The 23535-nt window shown below is 62.3% G+C and carries 19 protein-coding genes and 1 other RNA gene; all 20 read left to right on the top strand.

All coding sequences use genetic code 11. The features are described from left to right. The first annotated feature begins 60 nt into the window (after positions 1-60). The 20 genes from rsmI to ACB031_RS15635 all read left to right on the top strand — a co-directional run bounded on the left by rsmI (position 61) and on the right by ACB031_RS15635 (position 23534). On the top strand, positions 61-894 hold the full coding sequence (rsmI, locus tag ACB031_RS15730; protein WP_017779751.1) for a 16S rRNA (cytidine(1402)-2'-O)-methyltransferase: 834 nt from the start codon (positions 61-63) through the stop codon (positions 892-894). 62 nt (positions 895-956) lie between these two features. Beyond that, positions 957-1343, top strand: an RNA gene (rnpB, locus tag ACB031_RS15725) — RNase P RNA component class A. Between the two features lie 447 nt (positions 1344-1790). After that, a complete protein-coding gene (mraZ, locus tag ACB031_RS15720; RefSeq protein ID WP_371139872.1) occupies positions 1791-2249 on the top strand; it encodes a division/cell wall cluster transcriptional repressor MraZ in 459 nt (152 codons plus the stop codon). Then, positions 2250-3188 carry a 16S rRNA (cytosine(1402)-N(4))-methyltransferase RsmH gene (gene rsmH / locus ACB031_RS15715; RefSeq protein ID WP_010635944.1) on the top strand — a complete coding sequence of 313 codons (939 nt, stop codon included), beginning with the start codon at positions 2250-2252 and terminating at the stop codon, positions 3186-3188. A gap of 3 nt (positions 3189-3191) precedes the next feature. Then, positions 3192-3506 (top strand): cell division protein FtsL, encoded by a 315-nt coding sequence (gene ftsL / locus ACB031_RS15710; protein ID WP_005305726.1) that lies wholly within the window; start codon positions 3192-3194, stop codon positions 3504-3506. Further along, complete coding sequence (locus ACB031_RS15705) at positions 3503-5257, top strand: peptidoglycan glycosyltransferase FtsI (protein ID WP_005305719.1); 1755 nt, start codon at positions 3503-3505, stop codon at positions 5255-5257. The genes ftsL and ACB031_RS15705 overlap by 4 nt, the downstream gene beginning before the upstream one ends. Continuing rightward, on the top strand, positions 5238-6722 hold the full coding sequence (gene murE / locus ACB031_RS15700) for a UDP-N-acetylmuramoyl-L-alanyl-D-glutamate--2,6-diaminopimelate ligase (protein WP_201990149.1): 1485 nt from the start codon (positions 5238-5240) through the stop codon (positions 6720-6722). Before ACB031_RS15705 ends, murE begins: the two co-directional genes overlap by 20 nt. Further along, positions 6719-8074 (top strand): UDP-N-acetylmuramoyl-tripeptide--D-alanyl-D-alanine ligase, encoded by a 1356-nt coding sequence (murF, locus tag ACB031_RS15695; protein ID WP_244364973.1) that lies wholly within the window; start codon positions 6719-6721, stop codon positions 8072-8074. Before murE ends, murF begins: the two co-directional genes overlap by 4 nt. Then, complete coding sequence (gene mraY / locus ACB031_RS15690; RefSeq protein WP_005305710.1) at positions 8068-9150, top strand: phospho-N-acetylmuramoyl-pentapeptide-transferase; 1083 nt, start codon at positions 8068-8070, stop codon at positions 9148-9150. Before murF ends, mraY begins: the two co-directional genes overlap by 7 nt. Before the next feature lie 3 nt (positions 9151-9153). Then, entirely contained in the window at positions 9154-10437 is a 1284-nt protein-coding gene (gene murD, locus ACB031_RS15685; RefSeq protein ID WP_201990151.1) for a UDP-N-acetylmuramoyl-L-alanine--D-glutamate ligase, read from the top strand. Then, positions 10434-11615 carry a cell division protein FtsW gene (gene ftsW, locus ACB031_RS15680; RefSeq protein WP_005305703.1) on the top strand — a complete coding sequence of 394 codons (1182 nt, stop codon included), beginning with the start codon at positions 10434-10436 and terminating at the stop codon, positions 11613-11615. Before murD ends, ftsW begins: the two co-directional genes overlap by 4 nt. Next, positions 11615-12694, top strand: a complete 1080-nt coding sequence (gene murG / locus ACB031_RS15675; protein ID WP_010635949.1) for an undecaprenyldiphospho-muramoylpentapeptide beta-N-acetylglucosaminyltransferase — start codon at positions 11615-11617, stop codon at positions 12692-12694. Before ftsW ends, murG begins: the two co-directional genes overlap by 1 nt. 2 nt (positions 12695-12696) lie before the next feature. Further along, positions 12697-14151 carry a UDP-N-acetylmuramate--L-alanine ligase gene (gene murC / locus ACB031_RS15670; protein WP_010635950.1) on the top strand — a complete coding sequence of 485 codons (1455 nt, stop codon included), beginning with the start codon at positions 12697-12699 and terminating at the stop codon, positions 14149-14151. A 97-nt stretch (positions 14152-14248) separates the two neighbouring features. Continuing rightward, positions 14249-15001 (top strand): cell division protein FtsQ/DivIB, encoded by a 753-nt coding sequence (locus ACB031_RS15665; RefSeq protein ID WP_005305694.1) that lies wholly within the window; start codon positions 14249-14251, stop codon positions 14999-15001. Beyond that, entirely contained in the window at positions 14982-16241 is a 1260-nt protein-coding gene (gene ftsA / locus ACB031_RS15660) for a cell division protein FtsA (RefSeq protein ID WP_005305690.1), read from the top strand. The genes ACB031_RS15665 and ftsA overlap by 20 nt, the downstream gene beginning before the upstream one ends. Before the next feature lie 40 nt (positions 16242-16281). After that, entirely contained in the window at positions 16282-17433 is a 1152-nt protein-coding gene (gene ftsZ, locus ACB031_RS15655) for a cell division protein FtsZ (RefSeq protein WP_005305686.1), read from the top strand. A gap of 101 nt (positions 17434-17534) precedes the next feature. Next, entirely contained in the window at positions 17535-18458 is a 924-nt protein-coding gene (lpxC, locus tag ACB031_RS15650) for a UDP-3-O-acyl-N-acetylglucosamine deacetylase (RefSeq protein WP_011707578.1), read from the top strand. A 140-nt stretch (positions 18459-18598) separates the two neighbouring features. Beyond that, positions 18599-19504 carry a M23 family metallopeptidase gene (locus ACB031_RS15645; protein WP_005305673.1) on the top strand — a complete coding sequence of 302 codons (906 nt, stop codon included), beginning with the start codon at positions 18599-18601 and terminating at the stop codon, positions 19502-19504. 59 nt (positions 19505-19563) lie between these two features. Further along, complete coding sequence (gene secA, locus ACB031_RS15640; RefSeq protein WP_010635954.1) at positions 19564-22281, top strand: preprotein translocase subunit SecA; 2718 nt, start codon at positions 19564-19566, stop codon at positions 22279-22281. Between the two features lie 74 nt (positions 22282-22355). Further along, positions 22356-23534: a tetratricopeptide repeat protein gene (locus ACB031_RS15635; protein WP_371139871.1), complete on the top strand. Its 1179-nt coding sequence runs from the start codon at positions 22356-22358 to the stop codon at positions 23532-23534. The last annotated feature ends 1 nt before the right edge of the window (position 23535 follow it).

The raw sequence follows: 23535 nt of genomic DNA, 5'->3' as shown, positions 1-23535 counted from the left end.
TTCTCCATAGTGTAAACGGGCCAATATGGCGACACAATTGTCGGGACACTCGGAGCTCCCATGAGTGACATCCCAACCCTGTATATAGTCCCCACTCCGATCGGCAATCTGGCCGACATCACCCAGCGAGCACTGGATGTGCTGCGCAGCGTCGATCTGGTGGCCGCCGAGGATACCCGCCATACTGGCATCCTGCTCAGCCACTACCAGATCTCGGTACCGACCTTTGCGCTGCATGATCACAATGAACAGCAGAAAGCCGACGTGCTGATCGGCCGTATCAAGGAGGGCAAGAGCGTGGCTCTGGTCTCCGACGCGGGCACGCCGCTCATCAGCGACCCCGGTTATCACCTGGTCACCCGTTGTCGCGAAGCCGGGGTCAAGGTAGTGCCGCTACCCGGTCCCTGCGCCGCCATCACGGCGCTCTCCGCCGCCGGGTTGCCTACCGACCGTTTCGCCTTCGAGGGTTTTCTGCCGGCCAAAGCCAAGGGACGCGATGATCGCCTGCAGGCCGTGATTGAGGACACCCGCTCGCTGGTGTTCTATGAATCGCCGCGCCGGGTGCAGGAGACGGTGGAAGCGATCGCCCGCATTCTGGGTGAGCGCCAGGTGGTGGTCTGCCGCGAGCTGACCAAGACCTTCGAGTCGATCCACGGTCTGCCAGCCTCCGAGATGCTGACCTGGCTCGGCGAAGATGAAAACCGCTGCCGCGGCGAGATCGTGCTGGTGGTGGCCGGCGCCAGCAAGCTGGATGAAGAGCTGCCCGCTGAGGCTCTCCGCACTCTGGGGTTGCTGGTGGCCGAGCTGCCGCTGAAAAAAGCGGCGGCGCTGACCGCCGAGATCCACGGCGTGAAGAAGAATGCCCTCTACAAGTACGGCCTCGAGCATTATTAATTGTCGTAAACGGGAATTGCCGGTTTACCCCGCCGGCATCACGAGGCTATAATCCGCGCCTCGGAGTTGGCTGGGCAATCGCTGCTTCGTCGTTGTGTCCCTCGGGACAGACGGGCGGAGGGGAGGAAAGTCCGGGCTTCATAGGGCAGGGTGCCAGGTAACGCCTGGGGGGCGCGAGCCTACGACCAGTGCAACAGAGAGCAGACCGCCGATGGCCCGCAAGGGATCAGGTAAGGGTGAAAGGGTGCGGTAAGAGCGCACCGCGCGACTGGCAACAGTTCGTGGCACGGTAAACTCCACCCGAAGCAAGACCAAATAGGCCCCTATTGGCGCGGCCCGCGTTGGGGGCGGGTAGGTTGCTTGAGCCAGCGAGCGATTGCTGGCCTAGAGGAATGATTGCTACCCGGGGCAACCCGGTACAGAACCCGGCTTACAGGCCGACTCCGACCTCTTTCCTGAAGAGCCTTGCGATTTATCGCAAGGCTCTTTTTATTAACCGAAAATACTGTCTCGGTTGACTCGGAATATTTACTACCGGGCTGGCCATGTTTAACAAATGTGCTTTATATCAGTATGTTATGTGGTTTTTGTCAATGATGTCAGTATTGTGATGGCGCTGGAGAAACGTGACCTTCATGGCTGATGTTTATTCGCGCAACTCGTCAGTTTTTTAATTGCCGAAAATTAATCGAATTGCGGCTAACACAAATAACTTGTGGAAAATCAACTCATTTAATCCTCGCTGCGAAAATGCTGCGTCAATATGTTCCCCATGCCCGAGATCCTCGCTTGAAAAGCCCTCAGCACGTCCTTAAACTTCAAGGTGGGGAAAAGTGGATCAAAGTGGTTTTTATCGGGCGGTTTGCCCCCTTTAACTCATTTTCAGGGACTGCAATTTGTTGCGTGGTGCGCATGCCATCAGCCTGGACAGCAAGGGGCGATTGGCGATTCCGACCAAGTACCGTGATTGGCTGCGCGACGAGAGCGAGGGCCAGCTGGTCTGCACCATCGATATTGCTCACCCCTGTCTGCTGCTTTACCCCCTGAACGAATGGGAAGAGATCGAGCGCAAGCTCAAGACCCTCTCCAGCATGAATCCCCTTGAACGCCGCCTGCAGCGGTTGTTGCTCGGGCATGCGACCGAATGCGAGCTGGACGGCAATGGCCGTCTGCTGCTCAGCCAGCCACTGCGCAGCCACGCGGGGCTGGACAAGAAAATCATGCTGGTGGGCCAGCTCAACAAATTTGAGCTGTGGGATGAAGCCCACTGGCAACAACAGGTCAATGACGACATTCAGGGCCTGCCCGAGGATGACTGGGCAAGCTCGCCACGACTACAGGATTTCTCTTTATAAATGACCCAAGCCGCTGAACACATCACAGTGCTGCTGCACGAAGCCGTCGAAGGGCTGGCCATCAAGCCGGACGGCATCTACGTCGACGGTACGTTTGGCCGGGGCGGTCACTCGCGCCTTATCCTGCAGCAGCTGGGCCCCAATGGCCGTCTGATCGCCATCGATCGGGATCCCCAGGCCATCGCCGAAGCGGCCAAGATCCAGGATCCGCGTTTCGAGATCGTGCACGGCCCCTTCTCCGGCATCACCACCTACCTGAGTGAGCGCGGCCTGCTGGGCAAGGTCGACGGCTTCCTGCTGGATCTGGGGGTTTCTTCCCCCCAGCTGGACGATGCCGAGCGCGGTTTCAGCTTCATGAAGGACGGCCCGCTCGACATGCGGATGGATCCCACTTCCGGTCAGAGCGCCGCCGAATGGCTGGCCAGGGCCGACGTGGACGACATCGCCTGGGTACTGAAGACCTTCGGCGAGGAGCGCTTTGCCAAGAAGATTGCCCGCGCCATCGTGCATGATCGGGTCACCGAGCCCTATGTCCGCACCCGCCAGCTGGCGGAGATGATCGCCCGGGTCAATCCGAGCAAGGAAAAGGGCAAGCACGCGGCGACCCGCAGCTTCCAGGCCATCCGCATCTACATCAACAGCGAACTGGACGAGATCGAAACCGCGCTCAACGGCGCGCTGCAGGTGCTGGCGCCGGAAGGGCGTCTCTCCGTCATCAGCTTCCACTCGCTGGAAGACCGGCTGGTGAAGCACTTCATCCGCAAACACGAGAAAGGCCCGGAAGTGCCGCACGGCATTCCGCTGACCGAGGCCCAGCTGGCCGGCGGTCGCAAACTGAAATCGGTCGGCAAGGCGCTCAAGCCTTCCGAGCATGAAGTCAACGAAAACAGCCGGTCACGCAGCTCGGTGCTGCGGGTGGCCCAGCGGCTGGCGGAGTAAGCCATGAGCGAGGTGCGTGTTCATCTGGCCAGGGAGATCCTCGGCGATCTCTGGCGGCACAAGCTGCAGGTGGTGCTGGCCATCGCCGTGCTGATCACCGCCTTTGCCGTGATCCTGGTGACCAACATGACCCGCGGCCTCACCGCCAAACAGAATGACCTGATGGCGGAGGAGGACAGGCTCAACATCGAGTGGCGCCACCTGCTGCTGGAGCAGGGCACGCTGGCAGAGCACTCCCGGGTCGCGAGTCTGGCCATGGACAAGTTGCAGATGGCTCGCCCGCTGGTGACCACCGAGAAGGTAATTACACAACCATGAAACGCAAGGCATCCGCCAAGGCCCAACCCAAGGTCAAAGCCCCGTCACTCTATCCGTGGCGCTTTCGCACGCTGGTGTTTTTCATCGGCATTGCGTTTGCAGGCTTGATCCTGCGGCTGGCCTGGATCCAGGTGATCGACCCGGACAGGCTGCGTCAGGAGGGGGACATGCGCTCGCTGCGTACCACCTCCACCCAGGCGGTGCGTGGCATGATCACCGATCGCAATGGCGAACAGCTGGCGGTGTCGGTACCGGTCGAAGCGGTGTGGGCCGATCCCAAGACGGTGCACGAGTCTGGTGCCATCCACAACGAACGTGCCTGGATGGCGCTCTCCGCCGTGCTCAAGCTCGACATCAACACCCTCAAGCACCGTATCTCCAACCCGAGCAAGCGCTTCGTCTACCTGCAGCGACAGGTGACGCCGGCGGTGTCCGAGTACATCAAGGGGCTCAAGCTGGGCGGCATCTACCTGCGTCCGGAGTCGCGCCGTTTCTATCCGACCGGCGAGATCAGCGCCCATCTGGTAGGGGTGACCAACATCGATGGGCATGGCATCGAGGGGATCGAGCGCAGCTATGACGAATGGCTGACCGCGACCCCGGGCGAGATGCGGGTGCGCAAGGACCGGCAGGGTCGGGTCATCGAGCGGCTCGGGCTGGTGAAAGAGGGCAAGAACGCCAACGATCTGCAGCTGAGCATCGATCAGCGGGTACAGGCGCTGGCCTACCGGGCACTCAAGCGGGCCACCGACGAGAACAAGGCGACCTCCGGCTCCATGGTGATGCTGGACGTGAAGACCGGCGAGGTGCTCGCCATGGTCAACACCCCCTCCTACAACCCCAACAATCGCGGTCAGTACCAGAGTTTCCGGGTGCGCAACCGGGTGGTGACCGACACCTATGAACCGGGTTCGACCGTCAAACCCCTGATCCTGCTGAGTGCCCTGCAGGCCGGCGTCACCAGCTGGAAGGACACCATCCAGGGCGGCCCCCTGTTCATCGGGGCCAAGCAGATCCGCGACGTGAGTATTCACAAGGCGACCAACCTGTACGACATCCTGCGCTACTCCTCCAACATCGGCATGTCGCGTATCGCACTGCGGATGCCGGCCCAGGAGATGATCAACACCCTCAGCATGGTGGGCTTCGGGATGGATACCGGCAGCGGCCTGATGGGCGAGAGCAGCGGCATGCTGCCCCAGCGCCGGCGCTGGTCCGATATCGAACGGGCCACTCTGTCGTTCGGCTATGGCCTGCGGGTGACCCCGCTGCAGCTGGCCTCCGCCTATGCCACCCTGGCCAACAAGGGCAAGCGGGTGCCCATCTCCATCGTCAAGGTGAGCGAGCCGCCCAAGGGTGAGCAGGTCATCGACCACAACAACGCCACCGCCATGCTGCAGGCGCTGGAGTATGTGGTCGACAATGCCATTCCGAAAGCCAAGATCCCGGGCTACCGGGTCGGTGGCAAGAGTGGTACCGCCAAGGTCGCCGTGGCCGGCGGCTACGGCAAGGATTACATGGCCTGGTTCGCCGGCTTCGCCCCGGCCAGCAACCCGCGCTTCGTCATGGTGGTGGTGATCAACGAGCCCAAGGGCGATGCCTACTACGGTGGCGCCGTGGCGACCCCGCCGTTTGCCGAAGCCATGGGCGGGGTGCTGCAACTCTTCAATATTCGTCCCGACGCGGTGCCGCCAGCGGTACCCACCAAACTTGCCCGTACGGAGGCTTCCAATGTTGTCCCGCGCACTTGATCAGCTGATGCGCCCCTTTGGCATTACTGCCCCGGCGCTCGCACTCACCGACATCCAGCTGGACAGTCGGCGCGTCGGGCCCGGTTGTCTCTTCGTGGCGATTCGCGGGCATCAGGTGGATGGCAGACGGTTTATCGAACAGGCGGTGGCTCAGGGAGCGACCGCCGTACTGTTTGAAGAGGACGGGGAATTCGTGGCACCAACGCTGGCCGTGCCCTGCATCGGCGTGCCCAACCTGCCGGCCCGCCTCTCCGAGCTGGCCGGCTATTTCTACGACCAGCCGGCCAGCAAGCTGGAGCTGGTGGGCATCACTGGCACCAATGGCAAGAGCACCACGGCACTGCTGGTCGCCAACTGGCGCACCCTGCTGGGGGGCAAGGCCGGGGTGATGGGCACGATCGGCAACGGCCTGTTCGGCGATCTCATCGAAGCTGAAAACACCACCGGCAGCGCGCTGCAGGTACAAGCCAATCTGGCCGCCCTGCAGGCGCAGGGGGCGGATCTGGTGGCGATGGAGGTTTCCAGCCACGGTCTGGTGCAGCATCGCGTGGCTGCCTTGCCGTTTGCCGCTGCCGTGTTCACCAACCTGAGCCGGGATCACCTGGACTATCACGGCACCATGGAGGCTTATGGCGCCGCCAAGGAAGAGCTGCTGAAACTGGTGGCAGAACCTTGCGCCGTGCTCAATGCCGATGACCGCCTGGGTCGCCAGTGGCTGGCCGCTTATCCGGCCGCGGTGGCATTCAGCGTGCACGGCCCGGTGGCCAATCACCCGGGGCGACAGCTGACGGCGCAAGACCCCCATTTCCACCAGCAAGGTTTTCGCACGCAGATTAACTCCAGTTGGGGGAATGGTGTATTATCCGCCCCCTTGCTCGGGCGCTTCAACGTCAGCAATGTGCTGGCCGCGATGGGCGCCATGCTGGTGCTCGGCTATGACTTCGACGAGTTGCTGGCCAGCGCACCGCAACTGCAGCCGGTGACCGGTCGCATGGAGTGTTTCGGTGGCGGCAAGGCGCCGCTCGCCGTGGTCGATTATGCCCACACGCCGGATGCGCTGGAGAAGGCGCTGCAGGCCCTGCGGGTGCACTGTGAAGGACGGCTCTGGTGCCTAGTGGGATGTGGCGGCGACAGGGATCGCGGCAAGCGCCCCATGATGGCCGCCATGGCCGAGCTGCATGCGGATCGCGTGATCCTGACCGACGACAACCCCCGTACCGAGGAGCCGGCCCGGATCATGGCCGACATGGTGGCGGGTCTTCGCGATCCTGGCGCCGTGCAGATCGAGCACGACAGGGTCAAGGCGATCCATCTGGCGCTGAGCCAGGCAAACAAACAGGACATCATCCTGGTGGCCGGTAAAGGCCACGAGGATTATCAGATCATTGGAACCGACAAGCGGCACTACAGCGACCGGGAAACCGTCGCGGCCGCCTTGCACACATTATTGGAGTCATTCGCATGATGACCCTCAGGCTTGCCGAGCTGGCGCAGGTACTCGATGCCCGTCTGATTGGTGAAGACGAAGCGATCACGGCTGTCAGCACCGACACCCGTACCCTGGGTGCCGGCGCGCTGTTCGTGGCGCTGCGCGGCGAGCGCTTCGATGCCCACGATTTCTGCGACCAGGCCGTGGCCGCCGGCGCCTCCGCCCTGCTGGTGGAGCGTGAATTGCCGCTGGCGATCCCCCAGCTGGTGGTGGCCGATACCCTCAAGGGGCTGGGTCGCCTCGGTCGGCTGGTGCGCGAGCGCATCAACCCGAAAGTGCTGGCCATCACCGGCAGCTGCGGCAAGACCACGGTGAAGGAGATGGCGACTGCCATTCTGCGCCAGGAAGGGGAAGTGCTGGCCACCGCCGGCAACTTCAACAACGAGGTGGGAGTGCCGCTCACCCTGCTGCGCCTCGAGCCGCAACACCAGTTCGCGGTGATGGAGCTGGGGGCCAACCACCCGGGCGAGATCGCCTGGACCACCTCGCTGGCCAGACCCGATGCCGCCATCATCAACAACGTGGCGGCTGCTCATCTGGAGGGCTTCGGCTCGCTGGAAGGGGTGTTCCACGCCAAGAGCGAGATTTTTGAGGGGCTGGGTGAAGGTGGCACCGCCATCGTCAACGCCGACAACGAGTTCTGGCCCAAATGGCAGGCCCGCGGCATTCACTGCGCCTTCTCCATCGAGGATCAGCATCAGCCGTTCCACGCCAGAAACGTGGTGATCAATCAGCAGGGTTGTGCCGAGTTCGTCATGGTGGCCCCGCAGGGTGAGGTGAGCCTGACTCTGGCCATTCCGGGTCGCCACAACGTGGCCAACGCGCTGGCCGCCGCCGCCGGCACGCTGGCGCTCGGCGCTTCGCTCGCCTCGATCAAGGCCGGGCTCGAGCAGATGGCGCCGGTCAAGGGCCGCTTCTGCGTCCAGCGTTGGGGTGGCCTCACCCTGGTGGACGACACCTACAACGCCAGCGTGGAGTCCGTGCTGGCGGGTATCGATACCCTGACTGCCATGAACGGCTACAAGGTGCTGGTGTTCGGTGACATGAAGGAGTTGGGTGAGGAGTCCGCCGAGCAGCATGCCCGGGTCGGTCGCCACGCCCGCGAGCGCGGTCTGGATGCCGTGCTGACGGTAGGAGAACAGAGTCGCCACACCGCAGATGCCGCGGCTGGCCGACATTTCGATAACAAGGCGTCGTTGTTTGAAGTGCTTGCGCAAATGATAAAAACACATCAAGAAATTTCGATTCTGGTCAAGGGGGCCCGCGGCTCCCGCATGGAAGATATCGTCGATATGGTCAAAGACCATCAGGAGTCGGCCACATGTTAGTCTGGCTGGCGGAACTGCTCACCCCGCACTTCACCTTCTTCAACGTCTTCTCCTACCTGACGTTTCGCGCCATCCTGTCGATCATCACCGGTCTGGTGGTGGCGCTCTGGATGGGGCCGCGCCTCATCCGCCGCCTGCAGATCCTCAAATTCGGCCAGGTGATCCGCAATGACGGCCCCGAGTCACACCTGAGCAAGAAAGGCACCCCGACCATGGGCGGCCTGATGATCATCGCCGCCATCTTCATCTCTGTGCTGCTCTGGTGCCGTCTCGACAACCCGTATGTCTGGCTGGTGCTGTTCGTGCTGGGTGCCTACGGTGCCATCGGCTTCGCCGATGACTACCTCAAGGTGGTGCGCAAGAACACCGACGGCCTGATCGCCCGCTGGAAGTACTTCTGGCAATCCGCCGTTGCGCTGGGGGTGGCTGTGTTCCTCTACGCCACCGCCACTCACGACGGTCAGACCCAGCTGGTAGTGCCCTTCCTCAAGGACGTGATGCCGCAGCTCGGCCTGATGTTCATCGTACTGACCTATTTCGTCATCGTCGGCACCTCCAACGCGGTCAACCTGACCGATGGCCTCGACGGTCTGGCCATCATGCCGACCGTGATGGTGGCGGGGGGCTTCGCCTTCATCGCCTGGGCGACCGGCAACGTCAACTTCGCCAGCTACCTGCACATTCCCTATGTGCCCTATACCTCCGAGCTGGTGATCGTCTGTACCGCCATCGTCGGCGCCGGTCTGGGGTTCCTCTGGTTCAACACCTATCCGGCCCAGGTCTTCATGGGGGACGTGGGTTCCCTGGCGCTGGGCGGCGCGCTCGGCACCATCGCCGTGCTGGTACGTCAGGAGTTCCTGCTGGTGATCATGGGCGGGGTCTTCGTGATGGAGACCGTCTCGGTGATCCTGCAGGTGGGGTCCTACAAGCTGCGCGGCGTGCGCATCTTCCGCATGGCGCCGATCCATCACCACTATGAGAAGAAGGGCTGGCCTGAGCCGCGCGTCATCGTGCGTTTCTGGATCATCACCCTCATGCTGGTGCTGCTCGGCCTTGCCACCCTGAAGGTGAGGTAAGCCATGGTCATCATCATCGGACTCGGCAAAACCGGACTCTCCTGCGTCGACTACTTCCTCGGCCGTGGCGTCACGCCGCTGGTGATGGACACCCGCGCCAACCCGCCCGGCAAGGATCAGCTGCCACCCGAGGTGGAGCTCATTCACGGGCTGGACGGCGAGCGCCTCAAGCAGGCGCACATGATAGTGGCGAGCCCGGGCATCGCGCTGGCCACCCCCGAACTGAAAGCCGCCGCCGAGTGCGGGGTGCAGATCGTCGGTGACATCGAGCTGTTCGTGCGCGATACCGAAGTGCCGGTCATCGCCATCACCGGTTCCAACGGCAAGAGCACTGTGACTACCCTGGTGGGCGAGATGATCGCCGAAGCCGGCCTCAAGGTCGGGGTGGGTGGCAACATAGGCACGCCGGCGCTTGAGCTGCTCAAGCAGCCGATGGATCTCTGCGTGCTGGAGCTCTCCAGCTTTCAGCTGGAGAGCACCCACAGCCTGCGCGCCGCCGCTTCCGTGGTATTGAACCTCAGTGAAGATCATATGGATCGCTATCAGGGCATGGCCGACTACCGCGCTGCCAAGATGGAGATCCATCAGCACTCCCAGCACATTCTGGTCAATCGTGACGATGCCCAGACCCTGCCCGACGTGGGTCAGGTGTGGCAGAGCTTCGGTCTCGACTGCAACGGTTATGGCCGCTGTGAATTGGAGGGGCGCCAGTGGCTGACCCTGCACGGCGAGCCGTTGCTGGCGGTAGACGAGATGAAGATCGTCGGTGCCCACAACCAGGCCAACGCCCTGGCCGCCATGGCCCTGTGCGATGCGGTGGGCATTCCGCGTGAGCCCCAGCTCGCCGTGTTGCGCCGCTTCGAGGGGTTGCCGCACCGCGCCCGCTTCGTGCGCGAGGTGAACGGGGTGCGCTGGATCAACGACTCCAAGGCCACCAACGTGGGAGCGACCCTGGCCGCCGTGGCCGGGGTGCGTGAATCGGTGAAAGGCCGTCTGCTGCTGCTGGCCGGCGGCCAGGGCAAGGGTCAGGATTTCGGCCCGGTGCAAGCCCTGCTCGGCAGCCAGATCGATCACATGTACTGCTTCGGCCAGGATGCCGAGGTGCTGCTGGCACTGGGTGAGCAGACCGAGCGGGTTGCCGATCTCGATGCCGCGGTCGTCAAGGCGGCTGCCGATGCCATGCCCGGCGACTGGGTGCTGCTGGCGCCCGCCTGCGCCAGCCTGGACCAGTTCAAGTCTTTCGAAGCGCGCGGTGATCGTTTCACCGAGCTGGTACAAAAGTTATGAACGCCCTTCGTGCGGTAGCGGGTTTCCTGCAGCGCTGGCTGTTGCCGGCGCGCCCTGCCGGTCTCTATGACCGGCAGCTGGTGGTGCTGGCGCTGGCGCTGATGGCGGTGGGTCTGGTGATAGTTGCGTCCGCCTCCATCCCGGAGGGGATCGCCATCAACAACGATCCCTTCATGTTCGTGAAGCGCCATGGCCTGTTCTTGCTGATGGCGCTCGGGGTCTCCTGGTTCGTACTGCAGGTGCCCATGGCCCGCTGGCAGCACTACAACGGCCCCATGCTGCTGCTGGCCATCGTCATGCTGGTGCTGGTGCTGCTGGTGGGGCGCAGCGTCAACGGCTCGGTGCGCTGGTTGCCGCTCGGCCCCTTCAACCTGCAGCCTGCCGAGTTTGGCAAGCTGGCACTGTTTGTCTATCTGGCCGGCTACCTGGTACGCCGCCAGAGCGAGGTGCGCGAGCGCTTCATCGGCTTCATGAAGCCGATGGCGGTGCTGTTTGTGGTGGCCATCCTGCTGCTGGCACAGCCTGACCTGGGTTCTGTGGTGGTGATGTTCGTGACGTCGCTGGGCATGCTGTTCCTGGCCGGCGCCCGCCTGGTGCAGTTCATCGGCCTCATCCTGGTGGGGGTGAGCGCGGTAGTGACCCTGATCATCGCCGAGCCCTACCGGATGCGGCGGGTCACCTCCTTCCTCGACCCCTGGGCCGATCCGTTCGGCAGCGGCTACCAGCTGACCCAGTCGCTCATGGCGTTCGGTCGTGGCAGCTGGTTTGGCGAGGGGCTCGGTAACTCCATCCAGAAGATGGAGTACCTGCCGGAAGCTCACACCGACTTCGTGTTTGCGATCCTGGGTGAAGAGCTGGGGTATGTGGGCGTGCTGGGCGCGCTCTTCCTCATCTTCGCGCTCTCGGTCAAGGCGCTCAAGCTGGGCCATCAGGCGCTGGTGGCGGAGCGGTTATATGAAGGCTATCTGGCCATCGGCATCGGCATCTGGTTCAGCTTCCAGACCTTCGTCAACGTCGGCGCCGCCAGCGGCATGATGCCGACCAAGGGTCTGACCCTGCCGCTGGTCAGTTATGGTGGTTCGAGCCTCATCATCATGATGGTGGCGGTGAGCATGTTGATTCGTATCGATTTCGAGTTGCGTCAGGCCAGTGCCCAGGCGCGCGTGCGGGAGGTTTAGTGAGCAAGACGCTGTTGGTGATGGCAGGCGGTACCGGGGGCCACGTGTTCCCCGGTCTGGCCGTGGCCGATCGCCTCAAGGCCCAGGGCTGGACCATTCACTGGCTCGGCACCGCCGACCGGATGGAGGCGGAGCTGGTGCCTGCCCATGGTTATCCCATCTCCTTCATCGATATCCAGGGGGTGCGTGGCAATGGCATCAAGCGGCTGCTGGCGGCCCCCTATCGCATCGTCAAATCCGTGCTGCAGGCGCGCCGGGTGCTCAAGACCATTCGCCCCGACGTGGTGCTCGGCATGGGCGGCTTTGCCTCCGGTCCGGGTGGCGTGGCCGCCTGGCTGTCCGGCATCCCGTTGCTGCTGCACGAACAGAATGCTGCGGCCGGCATGACCAACAAGCTGCTGGCCCGTCTCGCCAAGCGGGTGCTGATGGCCTTCCCGGGCGCCTTTGCCCCGAGCCGTCGCACCGCCGTGGTGGGCAACCCGGTGCGCCCCGAGGTGGTGGCCCTGCCGGATCCGCAACTGCGCAGCAGTGCAGAGCCGCTGCGGCTGCTGATCGTCGGTGGCAGCCTGGGGGCCCGGGTGCTCAACGAGCAGGTGCCGCCGGCGGTGGCGGCGGCCGGTGTGCCCATCGAGGTGCGTCACCAGTGCGGCAAGGGCAATCGCGATGCCGTGGCCGAGGCCTACGCCAAGCAGGGTGTTGCGGCCGAGGTGAGTGAATTTATCAAGGACATGGCCGGTGCCTATGCCTGGGCAGACCTGGTGGTGTGCCGGGCCGGGGCGCTGACCGTCTCCGAAGTCGCCGCCGCCGGGGTTGCCGCCATTTTTGTGCCGCTGCCCCACGCGGTGGATGATCACCAGACCCGCAACGCCCTGACTCTGGTCGACGGCGGTGCGGCTGAATTCCTGCCCCAATCCGAGCTGACCACGGCCTCGCTGGCTGCGCGTCTCTCCTGGCTTGCCGGGCGCAGGGAAACCCTATTGAACATGGCCCAGGCCGCCCGTCGCGTCGCCATCATCGATGCCGCCGAGCGGGTCGCCGATGAGTGCAAACGCCTGGCGACCGGGCAGAGCGAGAGATGATTATGACCAAGGTTGAACTGGCAAAACTGCGTACCGTTATCCCTGAAATGCGCCGGGTGCGTCGCATTCACTTCATCGGCATCGGTGGGGCCGGGATGGGCGGTATCGCAGAAGTCCTTGCCAACGAAGGCTATCAGGTGACCGGCTCGGATCTGGCCCGCAATGCGGTGACCGAACGGCTCGAGTCCCTCGGTGCCCACATCTTCGTGGGCCACAGTGCCGAGCACGTGAACGAGGCGAGCGTGGTGGTGGTCTCTACCGCCATCAAGCAGGACAACCCCGAGCTGCTGGCTGCCCGCGAGCTGCGCATTCCTGTGGTGCGCCGCGCCGAGATGCTGGCCGAGCTGATGCGTTTCCGCCATGGCATCGCCATCGCCGGCACCCACGGCAAGACCACCACCACCAGTCTGGTGGCGAGCATCTATGCCGAAGCGGACCGGGATCCGACCTTCGTCATCGGTGGCCTGCTCAATAGCGCCGGCACCAATGCCCGCCTGGGCAGCAGCCGCTATCTGATTGCCGAAGCGGACGAGAGCGACGCCTCCTTCCTGCATCTGCAGCCGATGGTTTCCATCGTGACCAACATTGAAGCGGATCACATGGACACCTATGGTGGCGACTTCTCCAAGCTGAAGGCCACCTTCATCGACTTTTTGCACAATCTGCCGTTCTACGGGCTGGCCGTGGTGTGCGTGGATGACCCGGTGATCCGCGGCATGCTGCCGGAGATCGCGCGTCCCACCATCACCTATGGCCTGAGTGATGATGCCGACGTGCAGGTGCTGGACTTCGTGCAGACCAGCAACCGCAGCCGGTTCCGGGTCCGTCGCAAGGATGCCGGCGAGCTGGAGGTAACCCTCAATCTGCCGGGCATCCACAACGCCCTCAATGCCGCCGCGGCGATTGCGGTCGCCACCGAGGACGGGATCGGCGATGATGCCATCATCCGGGCGCTGGCCAAGTTTGAAGGGGTGGGTCGCCGCTTCCAGCAATATGGCGAGTTCGAGACCGGCCGCGGCAAGGCCATGCTGGTGGACGACTACGGTCACCACCCGAGCGAGGTCAAGGTCACTATCAACGCCGCTCGCGCCGGCTGGCCCGAGAAGCGACTGGTGATGGTGTTCCAGCCGCACCGCTACACCCGTACCCGTGATCTCTATGAAGACTTCGCTGACGTGCTCTCCAAGGTGGACGTGCTGGTGATGCTGGAGGTCTATGCCGCCGGTGAAGAGCCTATTCCGGGCGCCGATGGCCGCGCCCTGTGCCGCTCCATCCGCTCCCGCGGCAGTCTGGAACCCATCTTTGTCGCGACGCCGGACGATGTGCCGGCGGTACTGGCCGGCCTGGTCGGCGAGGGCGATCTGGTGCTGACCCAGGGGGCAGGGAACGTCGGGGCGCTGGCACGGCGTCTCGGCGAGATGAAATTGAGCATCGAGAGCATGAAATCCGGCGCCTGAGGGCCCAATGAGTATTTTGACCGCCAAGCCGGGGCCTATATAATGGCGAACCGGCCTGCAAAGGGCCGGCATGGCGCGTTAAACGGGGATCGATCGGGTGGAGGCAAGGGCACAAGGGCGCACCAAGGGAGGCTTCATCGCCGGGGTGGGATTTTTCCTCCTGGTCATGTGGGGCCTCTACCAGACCGCGCTGGATGTTAAAGATTGGCTGACGGATGCCAATCGGTTGCCCATGAGCGAGCTGTTGCTGCAGGGGCAACACCAGTATTTGCAAACCGATGAACTGCGCAGCGCTGTGCTGGATGGCGCCGAGTTGCGCAACTTCTTCGAGTTGGATGTGAACGAATTGCAGGCGCGGTTGAACGCCTTGCCTTGGGTGGCCCAGGTCTCGGTACGCAAGAAGTGGCCCAACAAGATCAAGGTCTACCTCACCGAACAGGCGGTTGCGGCCCGCTGGAATGGCAACCGCTTCGTCAACACCAAGGGTGAGGTGTTCAGTGCGCCGGACAGGGTGAAGACCCCCCTGATGCAGCTGTCCGGGCCAGAAGATCAGGCCGTCAAGGTACTGGAGGCCAGCCGTCAGTACGAGGCGCAGCTGGCGGCCAGAGGATACAAGCTGCTGGGGGTGAATCTGACCCCTCGCCATGCCTGGGAACTGACCCTGGATGGCAACATTCAGCTGTTTTTGGGGCGCTCGGATATCGCGCTTCGACTGCAGCGGTTTATCGATGCCTTTCCGGTCATCGAACCCCGTGAGCGGGTTGCTTACGTGGATCTTCGATACGACACCGGGATGGCAGTTGGCTGGAAGAAGAACGAAGAGAAAGTGAATGACCAAAACCGCAGATAGAAATCTGATTGTCGGACTGGATATCGGCACAACCAAGGTGGCGGTTCTGGTTGGCGAAGTGCTGCCAGACGGTGAGCTCAATGTCATCGGCATGGGCAGTCACGCCTCTCGTGGCATGGACAAGGGTGGGGTCAACGATCTCGATTCCGTGGTCAAGTCCCTGCGCCGCGCGGTGGAAGAGGCCGAGATGATGGCCGACTGCCAGATCAGCTCCGTCTATCTGGGGTTGTCCGGCAAGCACATCGACTGTCGCAATGAAACCGGCATGGTGCCCATCTCCGATGAAGAGGTGACCCAGGAAGACGTGGACAACGTCATCCACACCGCCAAGTCGGTGCGGTTGTCTGATGAGCTGCGGGTGCTGCACGTGCTGCCCCAGGAGTTCGCCATCGACTACCAGGAAGGGATCAAGAACCCGGTCGGTCTGTCCGGCGTGCGGATGGCCGCCAAGGTGCACCTGATCACCTGCCACAACGACATGGCTCGCAACATCGAGAAGTGCGTTGAGAAGGTGGGTCTGCGGGTGGATCAGCTGATCTTCTCCGCGCTGGCGTCCAGCTACGCCGTGCTGACCGAAGACGAGAAAGAGCTGGGTGTCTGCGTGGTGGACATCGGTGGCGGCACCATGGACATGTCGCTGTTTACCGGCGGCGCCCTGCGTCACACCAAGGTGATCCCATACGCCGGCAGCACTGTGACCAGCGACATCGCCTACGCCTTCGGCACTCCGCCGCTGGATGCGGAGGCGATCAAGGTGCGCTACGGCTGCGCCCTGGGCCGGCTGGTCAGCAAGGAAGACAATATTGAAGTACCCAGTGTCGGCGGTCGTCCGGCGCGCAGCCTGCAGCGGCAGACACTGGCCGAAGTGATCGAGCCCCGTTACACCGAGTTGCTCTCCATGGTGAATGATGAGCTGGTGCGGGTACAAAGCGAATTGAAAGCGCAGGGGGTCAAGCATCAGCTTGCAGCCGGTGTGGTCTTGACCGGCGGCGCTGCCCAGATCGAAGGCATTGTGGAGTGCGCAGAGCAGATCTTCCAGAGCCAGGTCCGGGTAGGGGAGCCCATGAATATCCGGGGATTGAGTGATTACGTGCAGGCGCCTGTGTACTCGACTGCGGTCGGGTTGCTGCAGTACGGCCGCACCCATCAATCCACCGGCAGTAGCAAGGAATATGCCGCCAAGGCAAGCGTAGGTGGGCTGGTCAAACGGGTCAGCAACTGGTTGCGTGGCGAGTTCTAAAAGATTTTGCTGAGTCAGGCAAATAAAGCGGAGAGACAACATGTTTGAATTTATGGATAGCCACACTGACGAAGCCGTCATCAAAGTGATTGGTGTGGGTGGCGGCGGCGGCAACGCAGTCGAACACATGGTTCGTCAAAACATCGAAGGTGTCGAGTTTATTACCGTCAACACCGACGCCCAGGCGCTGCGCAACTCCAGTGCCAACACAACCCTGCAGATCGGCGGTGGCATCACCAAGGGTCTGGGTGCCGGGGCCAACCCGGAAGTGGGTCGTGACGCGGCCATGGAAGATCGGGAAGCGCTGCGCGAGCTGCTGACCGGCTCCGACATGGTATTCATCGCCGCCGGCATGGGCGGTGGTACCGGTACCGGTGCTGCCCCGATCGTGGCCGAAGTGGCCCGCGAGATGGGTATCCTGACAGTTGCTGTCGTAACCAAGCCGTTCTCCTTCGAGGGGAAAAAACGGATGGGCTTTGCCGCTCACGGTATCGAAGAGCTGTCCAAGAACGTCGACTCCCTGATCACCATCCCCAACGACAAGTTGCTGAAGGTGCTGGGTCGTGGCATCTCCCTGCTGGACGCCTTCAAGGCGGCCAACGATGTGCTGCTGGGTGCGGTACAGGGCATTGCCGAGCTGATCACCCGTCCGGGTCTGATCAACGTCGACTTCGCGGACGTGCGTACCGTGATGCGCGAGATGGGTACCGCCATGATGGGTACCGGTTCCGCCTCCGGTGATGACCGTGCCGAAGAAGCGGCCGAGAAGGCCATCTCCAGCCCGCTGCTGGAAGACGTGGATCTGGCCGGTGCCCGCGGCATCCTGGTCAACATCACTGCCGGCATGGACATGACCATCGAAGAGTTCGAAACCGTCGGTAACGCGGTCAAGGCCTTCGCTTCCGAGAACGCCACCGTGGTGGTGGGTACCGTAATCGACCCGGAAATGCACGACGAACTGCGCGTGACCGTGGTTGCCACCGGTATCGGTGCCGAGCGCAAGCCCGACATCACCCTGGTGAAGAACAACATGGTCCAGGAACGTCCGGCTCGTCAGCCCCTGATCAGCGAAGCCCTGCAGTCTCGCGTGATGGAAGAGGCGCCGGCCAAGGTGGTGAACGCCGAGCCGCAAGCTCGTCGCGAACCGGATTATCTCGATATTCCTGCGTTCCTGCGCAAGCAAGCTGACTAAGCCTCTAATGACGCTTGTTTGTTTGTTGCTTAAGGAATGTGCTAAGATGGCCTGCCCACGACCATCTGGTCAGGAATTTGAGCTGTTAAGCGGATACGCCCATGATTAGACAAAGAACCTTGAAAACGAGTGTCCAGGCCACTGGTGTCGGCCTGCATTCGGGCCGGAAAGTCACAATGACGTTCCGTCCGGCGCCTGTTAACACAGGGATCGTTTACTTGCGTACCGATCTGAATCCTGTGGTAGAGCTGCCAGCCAATGCCGATCAGGTGCGTGATACCGTGCTTTGTACCGCTCTGGTGAACGAAGCCGGTGTCCGTGTCTCTACCATTGAGCACCTCTCTGCCGCGCTGGCTGGGATGGGCATCGACAACCTCTATGTTGAGGTTGATGCGCCCGAGATCCCGGTGATGGACGGCAGTGCGCACCCCTTTATCTACCTGCTGCAAGAAGTCGGTATCCGTGAACAGAATGCCCCCAAGCAGTTTGTGCGGATCAAGCAGAGCATCCGGGTTGAAGACGGCGACAAGTGGGCGGAATTCCACCCCTATCGCAACGGCTTCAAGATGGATCTCGAGATCGACTTCCAGCATCCGGTATTTGAAGGACGCAATCAGCGTTGCGTGCTGGACTTCTCCGGTGCCTCCTTCGTGAAAGAGATCAGCCGTGCCCGTACCTTCGGCTTCATGCGTGACATCGAGTACCTGCGTTCCCAGAACCTGGCGCTGGGCGGCAGCCTGGAAAACGCTGTGGTGCTGGATGACTACAGGGTGTTGAACGAAGATGGTCTGCGCTACGAAGACGAATTCGTCAAACACAAGATGCTGGATGCGATTGGTGATCTGTACATGTGCAATCGCAGCATCATTGGCGAATTCCGTGCCTACAAGACCGGCCATGCCCTGAACAACAAACTGCTGCGTGCCTTGCTGGCCAAGCAGGAGGCCTGGGAACTGGTGACCTTCGAGGGTGAGGGCGACAAAGCGCCTATCGCTTACTACGATAACGGTCTGGTTCTGGCCTGATAGCCGTGCAACGGAACGTCGGTCCTCTCTCCGCACCGACGTTCCGTCATTTGTTTACTCCATTCTGTAATACCGATTATCTCCCGGTTTTATTTTCCGTGTCGGCCCATGGCCACACCTGACCGAGCAGACTGATTTCTATGAGCATTACCCTGATCCTCCATGGTAAGCAGCGACGCAGGTTGCACTTGCCCAAACAACGTCTGGCCTGGGTCGGCGGTATCCTCTTCACTGTATTGGCCCTGGGGGGCGGCTGGCTCTGGCAGAGCTGGCAGCAAAAGATGGACGCGCTGGAAGTGGCGCTGGCCATGGCCGAACAGCAAAAATCCACGCAAGGGGCTGACGAAGCCCGCGAACAGCTTGCCATGCTGGCCGCCCAGGTGGGCACCATGCAGGGGCAGCTGGGTCGACTCAATGCACTCGGAGAGCGGCTGACCGAAAAAGCCGACCTCGACCCCGAGGAGTTCAATTTCAAGGAGCTGCCCCCCATGGGCGGCCCCTCCTATGATGCGGATCTGGAAGTCAGCCTCAACGAGCTGCAGGACTCCATGAAGCATCTCAGCCAACAGCTCAGCAGTCGTGAAGAGCAGCTGTCGGTACTTGAATCTTTCATCATGAATCACCATATAACCGATGCCGGTTTCATCTCCGGGACTCCGGTCAAGCAGGAGCGAGTTTGGGTCTCCTCTGGCTTCGGTGGCCGGGTCGATCCGTTCAATGGTCGTGCCAAGATGCACAAAGGGGTAGATTTCCGTGGCAAGCCCGGCACCCCCATCCTGGCAACGGGCCCGGGCGTTGTAAGCTGGGCGGGCCGTCATCCGGAATTTGGCAACATGGTGGAGATCAACCACGGCAATGGTCTGGTGACCCGCTATGCCCACAACTCCAAGTTGCTGGTCGAAGTGGGCACCCTGGTCGATGAGGGCCAGAAAATTGCCTTGATGGGACGCACCGGTCGCGCGACCGGGGTCCATTTGCATTACGAAGTGTTGAAAGATGGTCGTCAGGTGGACCCCGCGCGTTTTCTCAATGCCAGACGGGGTTAGGTTTTTTTCTCCAGGTTCCAGTGACGGAACGCTTATATAACCAGAAATAGTTGGTACCCATGATTAGCACACTGCTTACCAAGATTATCGGCAGCCGGAACGACAGAACGCTCAAGGCTTTGCGTAAAATTGTAAAACAGATCAACGCGATGGAGCCGCAGTTCGAAGCTCTGTCCGATGCACAGCTGCAGGCCAAGACGGCCGAGTATCGTCAGCGTCTGGAGCAGGGTGAGACGCTGGAGCAGCTGCTGCCGGAGGCCTTTGCCACCGTGCGTGAAGCCTCCCGTCGGGTGTTCGGCATGCGTCATTTCGACGTGCAGCTGATTGGCGGCATGGTGCTGAACTCCAACCGCATCGCCGAAATGAAAACGGGTGAAGGTAAGACCCTCACCGCCACCCTGCCGGCCTACCTGAATGCCCTGAGCGGCCGCGGCGTGCACGTGGTGACGGTGAACGACTATCTGGCCAAGCGTGACGCCGAGGCGAACCGCCCGCTGTTCGCCTTCCTCGGCATGACCGTCGACTGCAACGTGCCTGGCATGGATGCGTCCCAGAAGCGCGACGCCTACGCCGCCGACATCACCTACGGTACCAACAACGAATTCGGTTTCGACTATCTGCGCGACAACATGGCGTTCTCGCCAGAGCAGCGCGTGCAGCGTCCGCTCAACTACGCGCTGGTGGATGAGGTGGACTCGGTGCTCATCGATGAAGCCCGTACCCCGCTCATCATCTCAGGCCCGGCCGAAGACAGCTCCGAGCTCTATATCCGTGTCAACAAGCTGATCCCGCTGCTGGTTAAGCAGGACAAGGAAGATTCCGAAGAGTACACCGGCGACGGCCACTACACGGTGGACGAGAAGAACCGCCAGGCGCTGCTGACCGAAAACGGCCAGATCTTCGTGGAAGAGCTGCTCAAGAAAGAGGGGCTGCTGGCCGAAGACGACTCCCTGTTCTCCGCCACCAACATCAGCCTGCTGCACCACGTCAACGCCGGCCTGCGTGCCCACACCCTGTTTGAGCGCAACGTGGACTACATAGTTCAGAAGGACGAGATCGTCATCGTCGACGAGCATACCGGCCGTACCATGCCGGGTCGTCGCTGGTCCGACGGTCTGCACCAGGCGGTCGAGGCGAAGGAAGGGGTCAAGATCCAGAACGAGAACCAGACACTGGCCTCCATCACCTTCCAGAACTACTTCCGTCTGTACGACAAGCTGGCGGGCATGACGGGTACTGCCGATACCGAAGCCTTTGAATTCCAGCAGATTTATGGCCTGGATACCGTGGTTATCCCGACCAACAAGCCGATGGTGCGCAAGGACATGGGCGATCTGGTCTACCTGACCGCCAACGAGAAGTATGCCGCCATCATCGAAGACATTCGCGGCTGCGTCGAGCGTGGCCAGCCGGTGCTGGTCGGTACCGTCTCCATCGAGAACTCCGAGCTGCTCTCCGGCATCCTGACCAAGGAGAAGATCCCGCACAAGGTGCTGAACGCCAAGTTCCACGCCATGGAAGCTGAGATCGTCGCCCAGGCCGGTCAGACCGGCGCCGTCACCATCGCCACCAACATGGCTGGTCGTGGTACCGACATAGTGCTGGGTGGCAACTGGCAAGCGGAAATCGCCCAGCTGGAGAACCCGAGCGAGGAGCAGATCGCCGAGCTGAAGGCCGCCTGGCAGGTGCGCCACGATGCGGTGCTGGCCGCCGGTGGTCTGCACATTATCGGTACCGAGCGTCACGAGTCCCGTCGTATCGACAACCAGCTGCGCGGCCGTTCCGGTCGTCAGGGTGACCCGGGCTCCTCCCGCTTCTACCTATCCATGGAAGATACCCTGATGCGGATCTTCGCCTCCGATCGCGTGACCGGCATGATGAAGAAGCTGGGCATGGAAGAGGGTGAAGCCATCGAGCACCCCTGGGTGACCAAGGCCATCGAGAACGCCCAGCGCAAGGTGGAAGGTCGCAACTTCGACATCCGCAAGAGCCTGCTGGAGTTTGACGACGTGGCCAACGACCAGCGCAAGGTGGTCTATGAGCAGCGCAACGAGCTGCTGGACACCAGCGACATCTCCGAGACCATCCACGTCATCCGTGATGACGTCTATGGCGCCATCATCGACGAGTACATCCCGCCCCAGTCTCTGGAAGAGATGTGGGACGTGCCGGGTCTGGAAGCCCGCCTGAAGTCTGATTTCGCCCTCGATCTGCCGCTGCAGCAGTGGCTGGCGGAAGACGACAAGCTGTATGAAGAGAAGCTGCGCGAGCGCATCCTGGATGAAGCCACCAAGCTCTATGCCCACAAGGAAGAGCTGGTTGGTAAAGAGGTGCTGCGCAACTTCGAGAAGGCGGTGATGCTGCAAACCCTGGACGGCCTGTGGAAAGAGCACCTGGCGGCCATGGATCACCTGCGTCAGGGTATCCATCTGCGCGGCTACGCCCAGAAGAACCCCAAGCAGGAGTACAAGCGCGAATCCTTCGATCTGTTCACCCAGATGCTGGAAACCCTGAAGCGCGACGTGGTCAGCATCCTGAGCCGGGTACAGGTGCAGGAGCGCGACGTGGAGGCGATGGAAGAGCAGCAGCGCCAGCAGGCCGAAGCCGCTCCCCGTACCTACACCCACGCGACGGCCGACAACCAGCTGGCCGATGAAGAGCAGGCCGAAGCGGGCCCGGTCACCTTCGTGCGGGACGAGCAGAAGGTGGGGCGCAACGATCCCTGCCCCTGCGGCTCCGGCAAGAAATACAAGCACTGCCACGGTCAGTTGACCTGATAGCGCAATGACGATGATGCACCGCCTCCGGGCGGTGCATTCATTTCCGGCAGGCAAAGAGGGAGAGCCGTGCGATGAGCAAGATGCCGACAGGATGGGATACTACTGCCCACAACAGCTGGCTGGCGGGCCAGCGCCAGGTTGCCATCCAGCAACTGCTGGCCCGGCTCAATGCCAGCGCGGTCAAGCCGGTGGCTCTGCAGCTGCAGTTTGCCTATTACCTCTTTTTGTGCGGTGACCCGGCGTCGGCGGCCCAGGTACTGGAGATGGCTCACAAGGCCGAACCTGGCAACGACGAGGTGCTACGCAACCTCTGCTCTTGTCTGTCACGGTCCGGTCAATATGAACAGGCGGTGGCGCGGCTGCAGACCCTGTTGCAGAGTCTCCCCGACGACTTCCATGCGCTGGATGCTCTCTGCGCCTCGCTGGCCAAGCTGGAGCGACACTCCGAGGCAGCCCTTGCGGGCACCCGCTCGCTGGAGCTAAAGGCACGGGTGAGCGACAAGGCGCCGTCAGACTGGACTCTGCCGGCAGTCGCACCGTCAGCCTGGCTGTCGGCAGACAAGCCGGATGTCATCGCCTTCTCGCTGTGGGGTAGTGCCCCTCGTTACCTGCGGGGCGCCATCGACAGTGTGCTGGCGGCCGCCTATCTCTATCCGGGTTGGCGGGTGCGTTTCTACGTGGATGAGAGCGTGCCCGCCGAGCTGCTCGCTGCGCTGCGCGAACTGGGGGCCGAGCTGTTGCTGCAACCCGCCGGTCAATCTTTGCGTCAGCGCCTCTGCTGGCGCTTTCAGGTAGCCAACGATCCGCGGGTGGGGCGCTTTCTGGTGCGGGATGTGGATTCGGTACCGGGTGTGCGCGAGCGGCTGGCGGTACAGGAGTGGCTTGCATCGACGCGCTGGTTTCATATCATGCGCGACTGGTGGAGTCATACCGATCTGGTGCTGGCGGGCATGTGGGGTGGGGTGGCCGGTGTGCTGCCGCCACTGGCGCCCCTGCTCGAAGCCTATCAGCCGGACGTCATGGAGACGCCGAATATCGACCAGTGGTTTTTGCGCGACCGGCTCTGGGGTTATCTCTCGCAGAGCTGTCTGGTGCATGACCGCTGCTTCACGCCGTCTGGCGCCACCCCCTGGCCGCTGCCCGCCCCGGACGGGAGCGAGCATGTGGGGCAGGATATCTTTACGGCACAAGGGGAAACACAGGCCCGCCGGCTGGCGCCCTGGATTGCCCGTTTGCCATGTTTACGCTGAG

Origin of the sequence: Aeromonas sp. S8(2024), from assembly GCF_041403085.1 — a bacterium.
In the GTDB taxonomy this organism is placed as follows: Bacteria; Pseudomonadota; Gammaproteobacteria; order Enterobacterales; family Aeromonadaceae; genus Aeromonas; species Aeromonas dhakensis.
This window is presented reverse-complemented; position numbering and strand designations above follow the sequence as displayed.